The organism is Burkholderia sp. S-53, from assembly GCF_025560745.1.
Classification (GTDB): domain Bacteria; phylum Pseudomonadota; class Gammaproteobacteria; order Burkholderiales; family Burkholderiaceae; genus Burkholderia; species Burkholderia pyrrocinia.
Genome location: NZ_CP090482.1, coordinates 322955 through 340128 on the forward strand (window position 1 = coordinate 322955; position 17174 = coordinate 340128).

General features: G+C 67.8%; 15 protein-coding genes. 10 read left to right on the forward strand and 5 right to left on the reverse strand.

The window, feature by feature from the left end; translation table 11 throughout:
* Nucleotides 1–319: 319 nt before the first annotated feature.
* Complete coding sequence (locus tag LXM88_RS01195) at nt 320–1567, forward strand: MFS transporter (RefSeq protein WP_262531295.1); 1248 nt, start codon at nt 320–322, stop codon at nt 1565–1567.
* Nucleotides 1568–1645: 78 nt separating this feature from the next.
* Complete coding sequence (locus LXM88_RS01200; RefSeq protein WP_262531296.1) at nt 1646–2215, forward strand: DNA-binding protein; 570 nt, start codon at nt 1646–1648, stop codon at nt 2213–2215.
* A 57-nt stretch (nt 2216–2272) separates the two neighbouring features.
* Here the strand turns inward: LXM88_RS01200 and LXM88_RS01205 are convergent, their stop codons facing one another.
* Nucleotides 2273–3169 (reverse strand): NAD(P)-dependent oxidoreductase, encoded by an 897-nt coding sequence (locus LXM88_RS01205; protein WP_262531297.1) that lies wholly within the window; start codon nt 3167–3169, stop codon nt 2273–2275.
* A gap of 190 nt (nt 3170–3359) precedes the next feature.
* Nucleotides 3360–4613, reverse strand: a complete 1254-nt coding sequence (locus LXM88_RS01210; protein WP_262531299.1) for a LysR family transcriptional regulator — start codon at nt 4611–4613, stop codon at nt 3360–3362.
* A 455-nt stretch (nt 4614–5068) separates the two neighbouring features.
* Here LXM88_RS01210 and LXM88_RS01215 point away from each other — a divergent pair, with 455 nt between their 5' ends.
* The 8 genes from LXM88_RS01215 (at nt 5069) to LXM88_RS01250 (ending at nt 14306) form a co-directional block, all read left to right on the forward strand.
* Nucleotides 5069–5623 carry a hypothetical protein gene (locus tag LXM88_RS01215; RefSeq protein ID WP_262531300.1) on the forward strand — a complete coding sequence of 185 codons (555 nt, stop codon included), beginning with the start codon at nt 5069–5071 and terminating at the stop codon, nt 5621–5623.
* A gap of 83 nt (nt 5624–5706) precedes the next feature.
* Nucleotides 5707–7011, forward strand: coding sequence for a gallate dioxygenase (locus LXM88_RS01220; RefSeq protein ID WP_262531301.1), 1305 nt, complete (start codon nt 5707–5709; stop codon nt 7009–7011).
* Between the two features lie 123 nt (nt 7012–7134).
* Complete coding sequence (locus LXM88_RS01225; RefSeq protein ID WP_262531613.1) at nt 7135–8484, forward strand: MFS transporter; 1350 nt, start codon at nt 7135–7137, stop codon at nt 8482–8484.
* A gap of 68 nt (nt 8485–8552) precedes the next feature.
* Nucleotides 8553–9578: an amidohydrolase family protein gene (locus LXM88_RS01230; RefSeq protein ID WP_174378031.1), complete on the forward strand. Its 1026-nt coding sequence runs from the start codon at nt 8553–8555 to the stop codon at nt 9576–9578.
* Nucleotides 9579–9580: 2 nt separating this feature from the next.
* Entirely contained in the window at nt 9581–10264 is a 684-nt protein-coding gene (gene ligK, locus LXM88_RS01235) for a 4-carboxy-4-hydroxy-2-oxoadipate aldolase/oxaloacetate decarboxylase (protein WP_262531303.1), read from the forward strand.
* A 14-nt stretch (nt 10265–10278) separates the two neighbouring features.
* The gene (locus LXM88_RS01240; RefSeq protein ID WP_262531305.1) at nt 10279–10986 is read left to right on the forward strand and encodes a substrate-binding domain-containing protein; all 708 of its coding nucleotides are present in this window, start codon (nt 10279–10281) and stop codon (nt 10984–10986) included.
* 226 nt (nt 10987–11212) lie between these two features.
* Nucleotides 11213–13024 carry a tannase/feruloyl esterase family alpha/beta hydrolase gene (locus LXM88_RS01245; RefSeq protein WP_262531306.1) on the forward strand — a complete coding sequence of 604 codons (1812 nt, stop codon included), beginning with the start codon at nt 11213–11215 and terminating at the stop codon, nt 13022–13024.
* 64 nt (nt 13025–13088) lie between these two features.
* Entirely contained in the window at nt 13089–14306 is a 1218-nt protein-coding gene (locus LXM88_RS01250; RefSeq protein WP_262531307.1) for a porin, read from the forward strand.
* 66 nt (nt 14307–14372) lie between these two features.
* Here LXM88_RS01250 and LXM88_RS01255 read toward each other — a convergent pair whose 3' ends face one another.
* From LXM88_RS01255 to LXM88_RS01265, 3 genes are all read right to left on the reverse strand, one after another.
* Entirely contained in the window at nt 14373–15482 is a 1110-nt protein-coding gene (locus LXM88_RS01255; protein WP_262531308.1) for a polyamine ABC transporter substrate-binding protein, read from the reverse strand.
* A gap of 240 nt (nt 15483–15722) precedes the next feature.
* Nucleotides 15723–15944: a hypothetical protein gene (locus tag LXM88_RS01260; RefSeq protein WP_262531309.1), complete on the reverse strand. Its 222-nt coding sequence runs from the start codon at nt 15942–15944 to the stop codon at nt 15723–15725.
* A 381-nt stretch (nt 15945–16325) separates the two neighbouring features.
* Complete coding sequence (locus LXM88_RS01265; RefSeq protein ID WP_262531310.1) at nt 16326–17015, reverse strand: pentapeptide repeat-containing protein; 690 nt, start codon at nt 17013–17015, stop codon at nt 16326–16328.
* Nucleotides 17016–17174 lie beyond the last annotated feature (159 nt).

Genomic DNA, 17174 nt, shown 5'->3' on the forward strand with positions numbered 1-17174 from the left:
CCGTCCGGTTCGCGCGCGCGGCCGGCCGGCACCACCCCGCCAGCACAGTGTCTTTCGTTCGGTGTCCGGCCTGATCGCGACATCGCCGGCCTTGCCGTCGACACCGCAGCGCCGCTTTCCCGTTCATTGCCCGCCGATTCCCGCTCTCCGTCCCGGAGGCGGGCGCGCGGCGCATCCTGAGCCATCGTCGGCAATGCGCGCCTGACGGACCGGAGCGGGCGCCGCCGCACGCCGGTACCGCGCCCGCCGGCAGGTCCGCCAGCCCGTCACGCGCGGGCACAGGCCTTAGAATGTCGCCGGACTTTCGTGGCAGGACACCATGGCAGCAAACATCAAATCCTCGGCGCTCGGCGGCCCGTCGGCGCCGCGCGTGGATCAGGTCGGCCCGTACGCGTGGAAAGCGCTGGCCGGGTCGGCGCTCGGCTATGCGATGGACGGCTTCGACCTGCTGATCCTCGGCTTCATGCTGCCCGCGATCACGGCGGCGTTGCAACTGACGCCCGGGCAGGGCGGCGCGCTGGTCACGTGGACGCTGATCGGCGCCGTCGCGGGCGGCATCGGGTTCGGCGCGTTGAGCGACCGCTACGGGCGCGTGCGCGTGCTGACCTGGACGATCCTGCTGTTCGCGATCTTTACCGGCCTGTGCGCGTTCGCGCGCGGCTTCCAGGATCTGCTCGTCTACCGCACCATCGCGGGCATCGGGCTGGGCGGCGAGTTCGGGATCGGCATGGCGCTCGCGGCCGAAGCATGGCCGGCGAGCAAGCGCGCACGCGTGTCGTGCTACGTCGCGCTCGGCTGGCAGGCCGGCGTGCTGCTGGCCGCGCTGCTGACGCCGTTCCTGCTGCTCCACATCGGCTGGCGCGGCATGTTTCTGGTCGGCGTGCTGCCCGCGCTGCTCGCGTGGATCATGCGCAACAAGCTGCACGAGCCGGAAGCGTTCGTGCAGCGCGCGGCGCAGCCGAAGTCCAACGCGTTCCGGATGCTTGTCGCGGATGGCCGCACCGCGCGCATGAGCGTCGGCATCGTGATCCTGTGTTCGGTCCAGAACTTCGGCTACTACGGAATCATGATCTGGCTGCCGACCTTCCTGTCGAAGCAGATGGGCTTCTCGCTGACGAAGTCCGGGCTGTGGACGGCGGCAACCGTCGTCGGGATGATGATCGGCGTATGGGTGTTCGGGCAACTGGCCGACCGCATCGGGCGCAAGCCGACGTTCCTGCTGTACCAGCTCGGCTCGGTCGCGACGGTCATCGCGTATGCGCGGCTGTCGGATCCGACGGCGATGCTGTGGGCCGGCGCGTTGATGGGGATGTTCGTCAACGGGATGGTCGGCGGCTACGGGACGCTGATGTCCGAAGGCTATCCGACGGCTGCACGCGCGACCGCGCAGAACGTGCTGTGGAATATCGGCCGCGCGGTCGGCGGCTTCGGTCCGCTCGCGGTCGGCGCACTGGCCGCGCGCTATTCGTTCCAGACGGCCATCGCGCTGCTCGCCGGCCTCTATGTGCTCGACATGGTCGCGACGCTGTTCCTGATTCCCGAACTCAAGGGCGTCGAACTCGAATGAGCATGGCGGGCGCGGGCCCGCCCGCAGCCGCACTCCGACGCGCTCGCGCGCACTGCAACGACTTCACCGCAAACCACGATGCTGCAACAGAAAAACAGAACGATTGGCGTGATGGGCTCGGGCAAGGAACCGTGGCTCGCGTTTTCGGAACCGCTCGGCGCGTGGATCGCGCAGGCCGGCTTCAACCTGCTGACGGGCGGCGGGCAGGGCGTGATGCTGGCGGTCGCGCGCGCGTTCGCCGGCGTGCCGGGGCGCGCCGGGCGATCGATCGGCATCCTGCCGACGCAGGCCGATCCGCTCGCGGGCTTCGTGCCGCTCGACGGTTATCCGCATCCGTTCGTCGACATCCCGATCCTCACGCCGCTGCCGCGCCGCGAGCCGGGCGCCGATCCGCAGACGATCAACCGCAACTACGTGAACGTGCTGAGCAGCGACCTGATCGTCGCACTGCCGGGCGGGCACGGCACGGCCGAGGAGATTTCGCTCGCGCGGCGCTGGGGCAAGCCGCTGGTCTGCTTCGGGCCGGACGGCGCGTTTCGGGAGCTCGCTGCCGGCGCCGCATGCACGTCGTCGCTCGATGACGTGATCCGGTTCGTGGCAGACGCGTTTGCGCCGGAGCAGGCGCAGGTGGCGCAGGCGCTGCGATAGGTCGCGCGATCGGCTTCGACGGCGCGCGTCGCGACGTCCGCGCGGCGTGGCGGGTTCTTATCGCTGCCGGTCGTCCAGCCGGTCGAGCGCCTGCGCCCAGTCGAACGGCAGCAGCGCGTCGTAATCGAGCCCGCGCGCGGCCATCGTGTCGACGAATCGATCCTGCACGCGCGCGCACGCTTCGCTCATCTCCGGCGCAATGCCGGCTTCGCGCAGCGTTTCGCAGACTTCGCGCATCTCCGCCGCGCGGCGGCGACCATGTTCGGCGACGCGGCTGATCAGGTAGCCGGGCAGGTCGGGCGACGTCGCGAACCGGTCGAACGTCTGCCGCAATGACGCGAGCACGAGTGCGTCGGCCCCGTACGCGCGGGCGGCGCCCAGGCATTCGACAGTCAGTGCCTCGATGCCCTTGATCATCACGCTGCGGCACATCTTCGCCGCCGACGCGACGCCGACCCGATCCGACACGGCCCGCGCGTTGAAGCCGAGCGCATGCAGCTCCAGCGCGACCGCGTCGGCTTGCGGGCCGCCCAGCAGCATCGGCACCGCGAGCCCGTAAGGCGGCACGGGCGCCATCACGGCCGATTCGACATAGTGGCCGCCGGCGGCTTCGATCCGCTGCTGGCCATGCTGCTTCATCGCGGGCGACACCGAGTTGATGTCGATGAAGGTCTGCCCCGGCCGGATGCACGCGGCCACGGCTGCGACGACGTCGGCATCGGACGACGCCGTGACGGCGGAGACGATCCACCGCGCAGCGCGGATCGCATCGGCGAGCGTCGGCGCGGCCTGCACGTTCAGGCGCGCGGCCTTGTCGCGCATTGCGGGCGCGGTGCGCGAATCGTCGAGCTGCCGGTCGTACATCGTCACGCGGACATTCCGCGCGGCCAGTGCGCCGCCGAGCAGGCCGCCGGCCTCGCCGAATCCGATGAACGCGATCGTCGATTCGTGCATGCGTGTCGCTCCTTCAGATGTGGGTTGGCGCGTACCGCGCGGGGCGCAGACGTGGCCGGTGCAACGGTATCCCGGTCGTTTATGACGATTTGGCGAATCAATGCCGATCCGACCGGACAACGTTGGAAATTGTCGATTGACCTCCGCTGCCCATGCAATGCGAACATGGCGTGACAGCCATGCGCTTTCTTTATCGCGCGACGGGCGCGTGCGGCGAGCGCGCGACTTCGGTCGCCACGATGCGGATCGCGTCGATCAGCGCGCGCGCGGCCGGCGACGGCGGGCTGCCGGTGCGCGTCATCAGGCCGATATCGCGCGTCGTCTCGCGCATCGGCGCGACGTCGAGGACGGCCAGCAGCCCCGCATCGCACTCGTAACGGAGCTGCTGCGCGGACAGCACCGCGAGCATGTCGGTATGCAGCAGCAGGCCGCGGATCACCGCGAGGTCGGCCGTCTCGACCGTCGGCATCGGCGGCCTGAGCTTCATGCGGCGGAACAGCGCGTCGAACAGGCCGCGCGCGGGCGAATGGCTGCGCGGCAGGATCCATTGCGCGCCGGCGAGGCTCTTGATGCCGAGGTTGCGCACGCCGGCGAGCGGATGATCGCGCCGCGCGAGCACGACGAGGCTCTCCGACATCAATCGTTCGTTCTCGAGGTCGCTCGTCGGGTCGCCGGCGCGCAGCGCGCCGAGGATGAAGTCGATGTCGCCCGCGCGCACGCCGGCGACCAGCGCTTCATACGCGCTTTCGTCGGTGATCACGCGCACCTTCGGGAAGCGCGTGACGACGCGCGCGACGGCTTCGGGCAGCATCAGCGTGCGGCCGAGCGGCAGCGCGCCGACGGTCACGACGCCCTGGATGCTGCCGTGCAGCGCCGCGACGTCGTCGGCGACGTGCCGCAACTCGTTCAGCGCGCGCCGCACATGCAGCAGGAACGTCTCGCCGTCGGTCGTCAGCAGCAGGCCGCGCGGATGGCGATGGAACAGCGCGAACCCTGCGCCGCTCTCGAGGATCCGGATCGCGCTGCTGACGGCCGGCTGCGTGACGCCGAGCGTGCGTGCCGCGCTCGGCATGTGCCGGTGCCGCGCGAGCGTCGAGAATAACTGAAGCCGTCGCGTGTTGAGCAGGTAGGCGGGCAGCCCGCCTTCGGCCGATGCGCGCCGACGCGACTGGCGTAGCGCGCACCAGTTCGCCAGCTCGCCGAGTTCGGCGAACACGCGCTCACCGCGCTTGAGCACCGCGCGCCCGACCGGCGTCGCGAGCATGCCCGACGGTTTGCGGTCGAACAGCGGCTCGCCGAGCGCCGTTTCGATTTCCTGCACGGCGCGCGTGACGGCCGACTGCGCGCGAAACAGCGTCGCGGCCGCGCGGCTCACGCTGCCGGCGTCGGCCACGCGTTGCACCGCGTACAGGCAGGCGAGGTTCGGGAGTTCGGTGTGGTCCATGAGTCGGTCAGGCGCGGACGGGCCGCATTGCATGCCGGCCGGCGTGCAGCGCGCCGGCGGCAGGTGTCGACCGACTTTACCGGAACGGCGGCGCAGCAGCTTGCGTCGTGCTTATCGGCCTATCTGTTTTGTTTATCGGGCTCGAATCGTCCGGATCGCGGGCGTCGCTGGCAGAGCGATGCGTGGCCGGGCGTGAGCGCCATATCCGGCGGGCTTTGCGGCTATCCGTCAGGTGAATGGCGTCGCCCGGGAACGTTTGACGGTCATGCCGTTTTGACGAAATTTCAGGGTTTACCCCGACTATTTTGCACCGCTACCGAATGCGTAATTTCGATCCCGGCAGCCGCTACGGCGCAGTTGCCGGCGTATCGGGCCGCCATCTGATTCATTGTTTGTCCGATTCACCCCGGGCGTCCCGTCGAACGAGGCGCCCATTCGACGAGCGAGGCAGCGCAATGGGACGACAGCACACGTTGGGAGCGGGCAAGCCGGTGGGCGGCATGCAGGCTGACGCAGCGCCGGGACGGGCCGCCGTTGCGGACACGGTGCGCGCGGGCATTCGCGGCGGCCTGACGGGCGCGGTGCTGATCTGGGTCTACGAGGCGCTGGTCTGGGTCGGCGCACAGCACCTGATGCCGCTCGCCGGCATCCCGCGCAACGCGACGGGGCTCGTGTTCGGCAAGGCCGTGCAGGACGCGCTCGGCATCGGGTCGTACTTCATCGGCACCGCGATTCATTTTGCGTTCGCGCTGTCGTGGGGCATCGTGTTCGCGGCGATCTGGCCGTGGTTCCGCCGGCGGGGCTTCGAAGCGACCTTCGTCGCGCTGTTCTTCGCGATCGTCGCGTGGATCGTGATGCACGTGCTGATCATGATCGCGTCGAACAACCACCCGAACTACTTCGATCCGAACGTGATCATCGGCGGGTTCATGTCGCACTTCGTTTTTGCCGTCCCGCTCGCGCTGGTCGTCAAGCGCAGCCTCGCGCCGCAGCCGCAGGGCCGCGCATAGGCAGCGGACGCGGCACGCATTCAATCTTTCGCGGCCGGCCACGCGGGCCGGACCGCATTCGAGCATCACGAAGGAGCACTGGCATGGCACGGATTATCGGAGGCATCGCGGCCTCCCACACGCCCACGATCGGGTTCGCGTTCGACAAGAACAAGCGCGACGACCCCGTATGGGCACCGATCTTCGAGAACTTCGCGCCGCTGGCCGCGTGGCTCGCCGACCGGCGCCCGGACGTGCTGCTGTTCATCTACAACGACCATGTCACGTCGTTCTTCTTCGATCACTATTCGGCGTTCGCACTGGGCGTCGGGCCGCAGTGGAATCCGGCCGACGAAGGCGGCGGCGCGCGCGACCTGCCGCCGATTGCCGGCGATCCGGCGTTTGCCGCGCATATCGGCCAGTCGCTGATGGCCGACGAGTTCGACATGTCGTTCTTCCAGAACAAGCCGCTCGATCACGGCTGTTTCTCGCCGCTGTCGGTGCTGTGCCCGCACCGGCCCGACTGGCCGGTGCGGCTCGTGCCGCTGCAGATGGGCGTGCTGCAGCTGCCGGTGCCGTCCGCACGCCGCTTCTACCGGCTCGGGCAGGCGCTGCGCCGGGCGATCGAAAGCTATCCTGAGGATCTGCGCGTCGCGATCGTCGCGACGGGCGGGCTGTCGCACCAGGTACACGGCGAGCGCTCCGGCTTCAATCATCCCGAATGGGACGAACGCTTTCTCGACCTGCTCGAACGCGATCCCGAACGCCTCGCCGGCATGCCGCTCGCCGAATATGCGACGCTCGGCGGTTACGAAGGAGCCGAGGTCGTGATGTGGCTGACGATGCGCGGCGCGTTGCCGGCCGGCGTCGTGTGCCGGCATCGCAGCTACTACCTGCCGTCGATGACGGGCATCGCGACGGCCGTCTACGAGCCGGCGGACACCGACCTCGACACGGCGGCGGCCGAGCGGCACCGGCAGCGGATCGCGGCCGAACTGGCCGGCGTCGAGCAACTGCCGGGCACCTATCCGTTCACGATCGCGAAGGCCGTCGACGCGTACCGGATCAACGACTATCTGCACCGGATGATCGAGCCCGCGCATCGCGCCCGGTTCCTGGGCGACCCCGAAGCGAGCTTCGACGCGGCCGGCCTCAGCGCGCAGGAGCGCGACCTGATCCGCCGGCGCGACTGGCCGGGCCTGCTGCGCTACGGCGTGATCTTCTTCCTGCTGGAAAAGCTCGGCGCGGTGACGGGCGTATCGAACCTGCACATCTATGCGGCGATGCGCGGCGAATCGCTGGAGGATTTCCAGCGCACGAGAAACGCGCCCGGCGCGTTGTATTCGGTCGCGGGCAAGAGCGCGGGGCCGCTCGGCTGGGATGGCGCACAGCAGCAGGACAACACCTGACGGCTGACGAAGGCGCGCGACATCGTGCGTCTTCGTCCTGCCGGTTCGGTTCCGTATCAAGCCATATAAACAGGATGACGAATCAATATGAAGGATCGTCGCCAAGGAGACAGGAGAAACATGATGGGAAGCGGAACGAGAGTCGACATCAAGTCGTTCATCGACGACCGGCCGGTGACGCGCTACCAGTGGCTGCTGGTCGTGCTGTGCTGCCTTGTCGTGATTGCCGACGGGATGGACGTCGCGATCATGGGTTTCGTCGCGCCGTCGATCATCCACGACTGGGCGATCTCGCGGCCCGAGTTCGGGCTCGTGATGAGCGCGGCGCCGATCGGCCTCGTGATCGGCGCGCTGGTGGCCGGCCCGAGCGCGGACCGGTTCGGGCGCAAACGCGTGCTGATCGCGTCGGTGTTCCTGTTCGGCGTGTTCACGATCGTGACCGCGCACGCGCACTCGCCGTTCGAGATGGCGATGCTGCGGCTGCTGACGGGCATCGGTCTGGGCGCGGCGATGCCGAACACGACGACGCTGCTGTCGGAGTACGCGCCGATGCGGATGCGCGCGCTGATGATCACCGTGATGTTCACGGGCTTCAACCTCGGCTCGGCGCTGATCGGCTTCGTCGCCGGCTGGCTGATTCCGCTGCACGGCTGGCGCGCGGTGCTGCTGTTCGGCGGCGCGCTGCCGCTGCTGCTGATTCCGCTGCAACTGTGGCTGCTGCCCGAATCGGCGCGGTTGCTGGCCGTCCGCGGCGCACCGTCGCAGCGTATCGCGGCATTGCTGAACCGCGTGTGCGGCGGGCAGTTCGCCGGCGACGAGACGTTCGTGTCGAACGAGCCGCCGCTGCCGACGCGCAAGCCGATCGGCGTGCTGTTCTCGCAAGGCTACGGGTTCGTCACGCTGTCGCTGTGGATCACGTATTTCATGGGCCTGCTCGTGATCTACCTGCTGACGGGCTGGCTGCCGACGCTGATCAAGGACGCAGGCCTGTCCGTCAGCACGGCCGCGAACGTGACCGCGATGTTCCAGATCGGCGGCACGATCGGCGCGATCGGTGTCGGCTGGCTGATGGACAAGGTGCGGCCTGCGCCCGTGATCGGCGCCGCGTACCTGGGCGGCGGGCTGTGCGTGGCCGTGCTCGCATGGGCCGGTGCGCTGTCGTCGTCGCTCGCGCTGCTGGTGTTCGCGGCCGGCTTCTGCATGAGCGGCGCGCAGACAGGGCTGAACGCGTATGCGCCGGGTCGCTACCCGACCGTCGCGCGGGCGACCGGCGTGAGCTGGATGCTCGGGATGGGGCGCTTCGGCAGCATCTTCGGCTCGGCGATCGGCGGCGCGCTGCTCGGGCTCGGCTGGAAGTTCGACGCGATCCTGTCGATGCTCGCGGTGCCGGCCACGCTGGCCGCGATCGCGATCATGACGTCGCAGCGCGCGAGCGCGCCCGAACCGCAGGAACTGGAAAACCCGGCGCACTGAGCGGGCCGCGCCGGGCCGGCGCGGCTGTCGTCAGGCGGCCGGACACGTTTTTACACGCAGGAGCATGCATGATCATCGATATTCACGGCCACTACACCACCGCGCCGAAGGCGCTGGAGGCGTGGCGCAATCGCCAGGTCGCGGCGATCAACAGCCCGTCGGAGCGGCCGAAAGTCTCCGAGCTGAACATCGGCGACGACGAACTGCGCGAATCGATCGAACTCAACCAGCTCCGGCTGATGCGCGAACGCGGCCTCGACCTGACGATCTTCAGCCCGCGCGCGAGCTTCATGGCGCATCACATCGGCGATTTCGCGGTGTCGAGCACGTGGGCGGCCGTGTGCAACGAGCTGTGCCATCGCGTGCACCAGCTTTTCCCCGATCGCTTCGTGCCGGCCGCGATGCTGCCGCAGAGCCCGGGCGTCGATGTCGCGACCTGCATTCCGGAACTCGTCCGGTGCGTCGACGAATACGGCAATGTCGCGCTCAACCTGAACCCCGACCCTTCCGGCGGCCACTGGACCAGCCCGCCGCTGTCGGACCGCTACTGGTATCCGGTCTACGAGAAGATGGTCGAATACGACATTCCCGCGATGATCCACGTGAGCACGAGCTGCAACGCGTGCTTCCACACGACGGGCGCGCATTACCTGAACGCCGATACGACGGCCTTCATGCAGTGCCTGACCTCCGACCTGTTCCGCGATTTCCCGACGCTGCGCTTCGTGATTCCGCACGGCGGCGGCGCGGTGCCGTATCACTGGGGGCGGTTTCGCGGGCTCGCGCAGGAGCTGAAGAAGCCGCTGCTGAAAGACCATCTGCTGAACAACGTGTTCTTCGATACGTGCGTGTATCACCAGCCCGGCATCGACCTGCTGACCGGCGTGATTCCGGTGGACAACATCCTGTTCGCGAGCGAGATGATCGGCGCGGTGCGCGGGATCGATCCCGAGACCGGCCACTACTACGACGACACGAAGCGCTACATCGAAGCGTCGTCGCTCGATGCGCACGCGCGGCACAAGATCTACGAAGGCAATGCGCGACGCGTCTATCCGCGTCTGGATGCGCAACTGAAAGCGAAGGGGCTGTGAGCATGAATGAACTTGGCGTGGTTTACCGCAAGATCCGCCGCGCGGACCCGGACGTCGCGGTGCGGCTCGGTGCGCTCGGCTCGGCGACGGTGCACGAGGCGATGGGTCGCACCGGCCTGCTGAAACCGTACATGCGGCCGATCTATCCGCGTGCGCTCGCGTCCGGCACGGCCGTCACCGTGCTGCTGCATCCGGGCGACAACTGGATGATGCATGTCGCGGCCGAGCAGATCCGGCCGGGCGACGTGGTCGTCGCGGCGATCACCGCGGACTGCACCGACGGCTATTTCGGCGACCTGCTCGCGACGAGCTTCAAGGCGCGCGGTGCGCGGGCGCTGATCATCGATGCGGGCGTGCGCGACGTCGCGGTGCTCGAAGCGATGCAGTTTCCGGTCTGGAGCAAGGCGATCTCCGCGAAAGGCACGATCAAGGCGACGCTCGGCTCGGTGAACGTGCCGGTCGTGTGCGCGGGTGCGCTCGTCAATCCCGGCGACGTGATCGTCGCGGACGACGACGGCGTGGTCGTGGTGCCGGCCGCGCGTGCTGCCGACGTGCTCGACAACGCGATCGCGCGCGAGACGAACGAAGCCGCGAAGCGCGCGAAGCTCGCGTCGGGCGTGCTGGGCCTCGACATGTACGACATGCGCGAGCCGCTGCGGCAGGCCGGCCTGCGCTACATCGACTGATGCGGGCGGCGACGATGGCGCAGACCGGCCGCGCGGCGGCTGCAGTCACCGGCATTTCGTCGATGGCGACGCGGCCGGTGCTGGCGCGGCTGGCCACCGCTTATGCGGACGAAACGGGCTGCCGCGTGTCGGTCACGTCCGTCGGTGGTGTCGAAGCGGCACGGCGAGTGCAGGCCGGCGAGCCGTTCGATTTCGTCGTGCTTGCGTCGGATGCGATCGCGCGGCTCGCGGTCGGCGGCCAGGTCGACGCGGACAGCCGCGTGGCGATCGCGCGCTCGGGCATCGCGGTTGCGGTGGCGGCAGGTGCGGCGCGGCCGGATATCGGCACCGAGTCCGGTGTCCGCGACGCGATCCTGCAGGCCGGCCGGATCGGCTATTCGACGGGGCCGAGCGGGTCGCACCTCAACGACCTGTTCGCGCGCTGGGGTATCGCGGACGCGATCGCATCGCGTGTCGTCCAGGCGCCGCCGGGCGTGCCGGTCGGCGCGTTGATCGCATCCGGCGACGTCGATCTCGGTTTCCAGCAGTGGAGCGAACTGATGCATGTGCCGGGCATCGAAGTCGTCGGCATGCTGCCGGACGCGGTTCAGGCGGTCACGGTGTTTGCCGCCGCGGTGTGCCGGACGGCGCACGATCGCGCGGCTACCGCGGCGTTTCTCGCATATCTGGCGTCGCCGCAGGCCGATCGCGTCAAGCATGAATGCGGGATGGAGCCGGCGTAACGCCGGACAGCAGCGTAGCCGCAGCGCCATGCCGGAATCGATAAACGGATCAGATGGGATTCCGCTTTCTTCGCAACGCGGGTGAGCATCGAGCTTAGTTATGCTGACCAAGAGGCGCATGACGTACCGCCTCGGTTCGACCGATCCATCGCAGGATCTTCGTGAAGTCGCCGCATCGCCTCTCGACGGCGATGCGGCATGCCAACCAGAACGACAGGAGACAGGAATGCAGACGAACTGCAGGGCAGGGTGGAGCGTGCGCGCATGGACTCGCGCGGCAGGTGTCCGGCGCGATGCGTTGATCCGGATGCTGGCGATCGGCATCGTGTGGCTGTGCGCGGCGTTGGCCGGCTGGCCGAACGCGGCAAGCGCCGCGAGCGCGGCCGGCGGCCTCGCGAATCTTCCGGCGGTGATGCCGGCGATGTCGTGTCCGGCCGTCGCGGCGCTCGACCTGAGCGGCGTGACCGACGGCACCGTCACGATTACGTCGGCGGTGCTGCTGCCTGCGGGCACGGTCGTCGGCAACAACACGCTGCCGGCACCCGTGTGCGACGTGAAAGGCACGATCGGCCCGGGTGCGTCGCTGTTCGAACTGCAACTGCCGACGCAGGGCTGGACGCAACGTTATCTGCAGACGGGATGCGGCGGACTGTGCGGCAACCTGTCGGTCAATGCGCCGATGGCGTCGACCTGCGTGCCGGTCACCAACGGGACGATCGCGATGGCCGCGACCGACATGGGCCACGAAGGCGGCAACGACGGCGCGTGGGCGCTCGACCCGAAGGCGAAGCTCGACTTCGCGTATCGCGCCGAGCATGCAACCGCGCAGGTGGCCAAGGCGATCATCGGCAAGTTCTATGCACGGCCCGCGCGCTATGCGTACTTCGACGGTTGCTCGGACGGCGGCCGCGAAGCGCTGATGGAAGCGCAGCGCTTCCCCGACGATTTCGACGGCATCGCGGCCGGCGCGCCCGCGAACGACCTGATCGTGCAGAACACGTTCCATCACGCATGGCCGGCCGCGGTCAACACCGACCCGAAGACGGGCAACGCGATCCTGCTCGCCGGCAAGCTGCCAATGCTGCATGCCACGGTGCTGAACGCGTGCGACGGGCTCGATGGCGTGGTCGACGGCGTGATCGACAACCCGCGCGCCTGCCGGTTCGATCCCGCGACGCTGGTGTGCGCGAACGGGCAATCGACCGCGACGTGCCTGACCCCGCAGGAAGCCGACGTCGTGCGCCGGATTCACGACGGCGCGACGACCGCGAACGGCACGCGTCTCGAACCGCTCGTGTCGCGCGAATGGGGCTCGGAGCTGAACTGGAACCTGTTCGTGCCGGCGACCGCCACGACGCCGAGCGGCACGATCGGCTTCGTGCTGCCGTTCCTGCGCTATCTCGACTACTACAACGCGTCGTATCCGTCTGCGACGATCGGCGACCTGAAGTTCACGCTCGACGCGTTCGCGAAGGCGGTGCCGGTGTCGAACTACCTGGCCGCGACCGATCCGGACCTCGGCCGCTTCGCCGGCCGCGGCGGCAAGCTGCTGCTGTGGCACGGCCTCGAGGACCAGCACATCTCGCCGCGTTCGAGCATCGCGTATTACGAAGCGATGAAGAAGACCATGGGCGACGCGCAGGTCGACCGCTTCGCACGCTTCTACCTGTTCCCGGGTGTCGCGCACTGCGGCGGCGGGCAGGGGCCGGACGTGTTCGACGTCCTCACGCCGCTGATGGCATGGACCGAGACGGGTGCGACGCCGGGCAGGATCGTTGCGTCGATCGTCGATGCGAACGGCAACACGACGCGCACGCGCCCGGTGTTTCCGTATCCGGCCACCGCGCGCTACACGGGCAGCGGCAGCACCGACGACGCGGCGAACTTCGTTGCCGATACACCGAAGGCCGACCCGTACGTCGACCTGCACTGGGCCGGCGAATGGCTGTACTCGCCGGGCTACGAGGCGCAGTGCCAGGTCAAGGGTTCGCAGCTCGTCTGCACGGGCGGCAACGGCTGGCGCGCATATCGCCCTTGAGCGGGCGGCCGGCCGCGATCACGACAATTCACTCACACAAGCAGGCAAGGAAGGAGACAGTTCGATGAAGAAGCAGGCATTGCGGGCGGCGCTGACGTCCGGCGTCGCGATGGCCGTCGTCGCGCCGGCGTTCGCGCAGAGCAGCGTCACGCTGTACGGGATCGTCGACAACGGCATCGGCTACCAGAGCAACGCGACGACGGTCGGCTCGACGAGCGGCGGGAAGTCGGTCGTCAGGATGAACCAGGGCGTCTGGGCCGGCAGCCGTTTCGGGCTGAAGGGCAGCGAGGATCTCGGCGGCGGCACGAAGGCGGTGTTCACGCTCGAATCGGGCTTCAATTCGGCGACGGGCGCCGCGCAGTACACCGATGCGATCTTCGGGCGCCAGGCCTGGGTCGGGCTGACGAACGCCACGTACGGCACGCTGACAGCAGGCCGGCAATATGCGTCGTACTACCAGACGATGTCGCCGTTCAGCCCGACCACGTGGATCACCGGCTACTACGGCGCACACCCGGGCGACGTCGACGGGCTCGACACCATCTACCGCGCGAACAACACGATCGAGTACACGTCGCCGAAATGGTACGGCGTGACGTTGAGCGGTTCCTATTCGCTCGGCGGCGTGGCCGGCAGCACGAACGCGGGTTCGACGTGGGCGACCGGCATTCAGTATGCGGCCGGCCCGCTCGGCGCCGGCGTCGCGTTCGAACGTGTGAACAACTCGAACACGGCCGGCGGCACGTGGGGCGCGAATTCGACGACGTCGAACGGTGGTTCGCAGATCGGCGTTTCGGCGGTCACGAACGGTTACCAGACCGCGAAGGCGCAGCAGCGGTTCGCGGTCGGCCTGAGCTACCGGTTCAGCGATGCATGGGATGCGACGGCGACGTATACCAACACCGAATACATTCCGGGCGCGGCATCGAAGTTCTTCAATACCGCGATCTTCAACACGGCCGGCGCGGTGCTGCACTGGAAGCCGTCGGCGGTGTGGGATGTCGGCGCGGGTTATGCGTACACGCGTGCGACGGAATCGAACGGCATCACCGACAGCGCGCAGTATCACCAGTTCAACCTGTCGCAGTACTACTCGCTGTCGAAACGCACGGGGCTGTACCTGCTCGAAGCGTACCAGCATGCGAAGGGCAAGACGCTCGGCACGAGCGGTGCGGGCAGTATCGTCGACGCGACCGCGACGCTGGGCGACGGCTTCAACACGGCGCCGTCGTCGACCGGCAACCAGTTCGCATTCGGCGCGGGGATCATTCACCGCTTCTGATGCGAACGCGACCGGGCGCGCGCCTCCGGCCTGGCATGCCGGAGGTGCGGCGTCGCGGGACGCCGCTCAGCGCCCGGTCTTCAACTGCGCCCACAGCCGGTTCTGCAGCCGGCGAATCTCGGGCGGCATCGGCTTGAGCAGCGTCATCCTGCTCAGCACGTCGTCGGCCGGATACACCGACGGGTCGCGCGCGATCGCGGGCTTCACGTACTGGCGCGCGGCCTTGTTTGCGGTCGGATAGAACACCGCGTTGGTGATGCCCGCGTTGACCTTCGGATCCTGCAGGTAGTTGATCCACTTCAGTGCGGCGTCGCGGTTTGGCGCATCCTTCGGGATCACCATCATGTCGAACCACAGCAGGCCGCCTTCCTTCGGATTCGCGAAGCGGATCTCGTACGGGCGTTTCGCTTCGGCGGCGCGGCGGTGCGCGATGCCGACGTCGCCCGAGTAGCCGAACGATACGCACAAGTCGTTGTTCGCGAGATCGTTGATATAGCCCGACGAGTTGAACTGCGTGATGTACGGGCGCACCTTCTTGAGCACCTCGTACGCGGCGCGATAGTCGGCCGGGTTCGTGCTGTTCGGATCCTTGCCCATGTACTGCAGCGTCGCGGCGAACACGTCGACGGCCTGGTCGAGGAACGACACGCCGCAGCTCTTCAGCTTCGCCATGTTGGCCGGGTCGAACACCAGTGCCCAGCTGTCGACCGGTGCCTTGTCGCCGAGCGCCTTCTTCACGGCCTGCACGTTGTAGCCGATGCCGTCGGTGCCGTATGCCCACGGCACGCCGTACCGGTTGCCCGGATCGGCGTCGGCGACCATCTTCATCAGCAGCGGATCGAGGTTCGACAGGTTCGGCAGCTTCGACTTGTCGAGCGGCTGGTAGACGCTCGCCTGGATCTGCTTGGCCATGTAGTTCGACGTCGGCACGACGATGTCGTAGCCGGAATTCCCCGACAGCAGTTTCGCCTGCAGCGTGTCGTCGCTGTCGTAGTTGTCGTAGCGGACGTGCAGGCCCGTCTGCTTCTGGAAGGTCGGGATCGTGTCCGGCGCGATGTAGTCGGACCAGTTGTAGATGTTCAGTTCGCCGGCCGCGTGGGCGTTCGCGCCGGCGAACGCGGCGGCCGACAGGACGGCGGCGGTTGCAATGGCGCGGCGAGGCATCGGGATTCGCATGATGATGTTTTCCATATCGGTGCGCGCGTCGATCCGCGCTTCGCGGGTCGTGGCGTGACGGTTCATCGGATGGAGCAGGCGTGCGTAACCGGCGCTCGGAGCGAGCGATGGCGGCGCACGACGATCAGGAGTCCGTCGTAACTTGAACCGGGTCGCGCAAAAAAAGCGCGAGCCGATCCCCGCACCGGTCAGGCGACACGGTGCGCGGGTCGAACGGACAAGGGGAAAGGCGGCGAAGCGCTACGGCAGCAGCGATGCGACGTCGTCGGTATGGATCGCGACGTACGCGCGTGCGGCGACGGCGTTGTGACGGCGAACGGAACGGCGGGACAGGATGGTGTAGATCGACAGCGGCAGGCGAGGACTTTGCCAGCCGTCACTGTCGTCCGGAGACGAGATCGCGGCGCGCAGGTTTCGCGCATCGCCTCGTCTCCACCGCACCAGCGGGCCACGGATTCTCACGATTACTCTCGACCGGGTTGTTGAAAGTATTGAACACCTGACGATTCGCCGACGGCTGCTGCTCCAGGCTTCGGTCACCGCGTTTGCCGCGCGGCGGCAGCGGCTTCATGACGCGAACTGAAAGCTCGGCATCGAACGGAATCGCCGAAATATGGCGCTCCTGTGAATCATCAGGTAAATCGCTGTAAGGATGTCTCCGGATTTTCCCTAGTGATTCGAATGCCGACGAGAAGGGGCAATGGCGTGCGTATCGCGCTCGTGAGACTGCCTTGGGTGGGCGGCGTACTTTCGAAGTGATGAGAATATTCGACGGCCAGCGACCTGCGCCGCTGCGCAGCGATGAACCGGGCGCGAACGTATCTGCGCGACCCGGCGTGACCTTTACGCGACCCGAATCCCGAGATTCTCGATCAGCATGGCTGCCTGGTCGTAGGAGACGGTCGCCCCGCGGAGGACTCCGGACGCGAGCAGTTTGGGCGTGCCGCTCAGATCCACGTCGCGCAGGTCGGCGCCCTCGAACTTCACATCGCTCAGATGCGCGTTGCGCAGGCTGCCGCCTTCGAACACGGCGTCGCGAAAGTCCGCACCGGCGAGATCGGCGTCCGAGAAATCGAGTGCCACGAGGCGGGTCTTCCGGAACGAAAAGCGCCGCAGGCTCGCGCCGACCAGCAACGTGTTCTCGAATTCGAGGCCGAGCGACTTGCATTCCTCGAAATCGGCCCCGGTCAGACGGCATTCCTTGAAGCGGGCCGAGCTGAGCTTGCCGCGTCGCCAGCTCGTATTGTTGAGATCGCATGACTGGAACACGGCGTCCTCGAGATCCGACGATGCAAAGCTGGCCTGGCGGCCCCGGCACCGGATCCACGATGTCTGCGCGAGCGTCGCGCCGACGAACGATGCTTCCGCGAGCGCGCATCGTTCGAAGCGCGCGCCGCGCAAATCGAGGCGCGACAGGTCCGCACCTTCGAGGTCGCAGTCCTCCAGATGAAGGGGCGTCGGCGAGTCTTCGACGAGCAGCAGCAATTCGGCGCGATCCAGCGTGCGGCCGGCGATGGAGACTCCGTGGGTCATGAGGCGATCCGTGGTCATGTGAAATGTTCGGGGCAAACATTATCCGGATTTTGCGGCAACGGCGGCAGGTGCGGTGACGGCCGCGCAGAGCGCGATGGCCGCGAGACGTTCGAGCATGCCGGGCGCCCTGGTTTGCGGGGCGGGAATTTTGCGTCGACA

Coding starts and splice junctions, on each gene's coding strand:
- LXM88_RS01195 (WP_262531295.1), top strand. CDS start 320: ATGGCAGCAAACATCAAATCCTCGGCGCTCGGCGGCCCGTCGGCGCCG.
- LXM88_RS01200 (WP_262531296.1), top strand. CDS start 1,646: ATGCTGCAACAGAAAAACAGAACGATTGGCGTGATGGGCTCGGGCAAG.
- LXM88_RS01205 (WP_262531297.1), bottom strand. CDS start 3,169: ATGCACGAATCGACGATCGCGTTCATCGGATTCGGCGAGGCCGGCGGC.
- LXM88_RS01210 (WP_262531299.1), bottom strand. CDS start 4,613: ATGGACCACACCGAACTCCCGAACCTCGCCTGCCTGTACGCGGTGCAA.
- LXM88_RS01215 (WP_262531300.1), top strand. CDS start 5,069: ATGGGACGACAGCACACGTTGGGAGCGGGCAAGCCGGTGGGCGGCATG.
- LXM88_RS01220 (WP_262531301.1), top strand. CDS start 5,707: ATGGCACGGATTATCGGAGGCATCGCGGCCTCCCACACGCCCACGATC.
- LXM88_RS01225 (WP_262531613.1), top strand. CDS start 7,135: ATGGGAAGCGGAACGAGAGTCGACATCAAGTCGTTCATCGACGACCGG.
- LXM88_RS01230 (WP_174378031.1), top strand. CDS start 8,553: ATGATCATCGATATTCACGGCCACTACACCACCGCGCCGAAGGCGCTG.
- ligK (WP_262531303.1), top strand. CDS start 9,581: ATGAATGAACTTGGCGTGGTTTACCGCAAGATCCGCCGCGCGGACCCG.
- LXM88_RS01240 (WP_262531305.1), top strand. CDS start 10,279: ATGGCGCAGACCGGCCGCGCGGCGGCTGCAGTCACCGGCATTTCGTCG.
- LXM88_RS01245 (WP_262531306.1), top strand. CDS start 11,213: ATGCAGACGAACTGCAGGGCAGGGTGGAGCGTGCGCGCATGGACTCGC.
- LXM88_RS01250 (WP_262531307.1), top strand. CDS start 13,089: ATGAAGAAGCAGGCATTGCGGGCGGCGCTGACGTCCGGCGTCGCGATG.
- LXM88_RS01255 (WP_262531308.1), bottom strand. CDS start 15,482: ATGCGAATCCCGATGCCTCGCCGCGCCATTGCAACCGCCGCCGTCCTG.
- LXM88_RS01265 (WP_262531310.1), bottom strand. CDS start 17,015: ATGACCCACGGAGTCTCCATCGCCGGCCGCACGCTGGATCGCGCCGAA.